This is a genomic window from Mycolicibacterium houstonense, from assembly GCF_900078665.2.
Taxonomy (GTDB): domain Bacteria; phylum Actinomycetota; class Actinomycetes; order Mycobacteriales; family Mycobacteriaceae; genus Mycobacterium; species Mycobacterium houstonense.
Genome location: NZ_LT546207.1, coordinates 1487009 through 1489034, shown reverse-complemented (window position 1 = coordinate 1489034; position 2026 = coordinate 1487009). Strand labels below are relative to the sequence as shown.

General features: G+C 68.2%; 1 protein-coding gene. It reads right to left on the bottom strand.

What is annotated here, in order from left to right; translation table 11 throughout:
- Positions 1-135: 135 nt before the first annotated feature.
- The coding region (locus BN4332_RS07475) for a penicillin-binding transpeptidase domain-containing protein (protein ID WP_066897877.1) at positions 136-2026 on the bottom strand (1891 nt) is incomplete at its 5' end.

Sequence of the window (2026 nt, the reverse complement as noted above, 5' to 3'; positions counted from 1 at the left end):
CCCGCCGGTACCGCCTGGACCTGTTCGGCGAGCGGCACGAGGTATTGGCCGACGGGACGGCTGGGACGCAGCTTCATGGCCATGCCACAGTACCCACCGGCGGTCCGCCGACCGCGACACCCACGACTATCGCGGTCAGGTCGCCTGCAGGGTCAGCTCCGGGCCGGGATCGGCCGACAGCGGGACGTTGTGACGCTGCAGCAGCCACGAGGCGATGTTGTGGAACAGCGGCGCCGCGGACGAGCCCGGCGAGCCGTCGGCGGCCCGGTGCGGCGCGTCCATCATGATGCCGATGACGTACCGCGGATCGTCCGCGGGTGCCATACCGGCGAACGTGATCCAGTAGACGTCGTTGTAGTAGCAACCACAGGCCGGGTTGATCTGCTGCGCGGTTCCGGTCTTGCCTGCGATCTGGTAACCCTCGACCGCGGCCTGCGGGCCGGTGCCCTGCTGCACGCCCCTGGGGTCGCGCTGGACGATGGCGCGGAACATGTTGCGCACCGTGCGGGCGGTTTCCGGGGTCACCACCCGGACGCCTTCGGGCCGCGGCTCGTCGGTACGGCTGCCGTCCGGGGCGATGGTGGACTTGATGATCCGCGGCGGGATCCGGACGCCGTCATTGGCGATCGTCTGATACATGGCCGTCATCTGCAGCAGCGTCATCGAAAGGCCCTGTCCGATGGGCAAGTTCGAGAACGAGCTGCCCGACCACTGATCGATCGGCGGGACCAGGCCCGAGCTCTCGCCCGGCAGACCCACCCCGGTGCGCTGGCCGAGCCCGAACCGGCGGACCATGTCGTAGAACCGTTCCGGGCCGATTCGCTGCGCCAGCATCAGCGTGCCGACGTTCGACGACTTCCCGAACACCCCGGTCGTGGTGAACGGCATCACGCCGTGCTCCCAGGCGTCACCCACGGTGACCCCGCCCATGTTGATGGAGCCGGGCACCTGCAGCACCTCGTCCGGGTTGGTCAGGCCGAGCTCGATGGCCGTGGCCGCGGTGATGATCTTGTTCACCGATCCCGGCTCGAACGGCGAGGACACCGCCAGGTTGCCCATCTGCCGGCTCTCCTGGCGCCCGATGTCCTGACTGGGGTCGAACGTGTTGTCGTTCGACATCGCCAGCACCTCACTGGTTTTCGCGTCGAGCACCACCGCGGAAACGTTCTTGGCGCCCGAGGCGTCCTTCGCCTGCTGGACCTGCTGCTGCACGTAGTACTGGATGTCGTCGTCCAGCGTCAGTTGCACGGTGGAGCCGTTGACCGCGTCGTGCCGGTTGCGGTAGCTGCCGGGAATCACCACACCGTCGGAACCCCGGTCGTAGGTGACCGAACCATCGGAGCCCGCCAGCACCGCGTCGAGCGAATCCTCCAGGCCGAGCAAACCGTGTCCGTCCCAGTCGATCCCGCCGACGATGTTGGCGGCCAGCGAGCCGCCCGGGTACTGCCGCAGATCCTGCCGCTCGGCACCGACCTCGGGGAACTTGTCCATGATCGCGCTGGCAATCGCCGGATCGACGGCGCGGGCCAGATACACGAAAGTCTCGTTGCTCCGCAGCTTCTTGAGCACGGTCTTGTAATCGGGCCGGTTGTCGAGCCGGGTGGCGACCTCCTTGGCGATCTCGGTCAACCGGCGATCCGGATCCGGGGCCTCGCTGGATTTGGCCTTGGCCTCCGCGAGTTGCTTGCGGACCCGGACCGGCTGGAACGTCAGCGCCTTCGCCTCGATGGTGAACGCCAGCTTGTCGTCGTTGCGATCGACGATGCTGCCGCGCATCGCGGGGTTGACATCGGTGACCTTGAGCTGGCCTGCCGCCTCGGCCCGCAGGCCCTCTGCCCTGGGCACCTGCAGGGTGAACAGCTGCACCGCGGCGATCACCAGCACGGCGAACATGACGAAGTTTCCGGCGCGATGCCGGAAAACGAAAGAAGAACTGCGCAAACCGGTTTCGGCGGCCGCGACGCGGGTGCGGCGTGCCCGGGCCTCATGCCCCTGGCCGGGTGAGGCCTTCGGGGCCCGCTGCGGC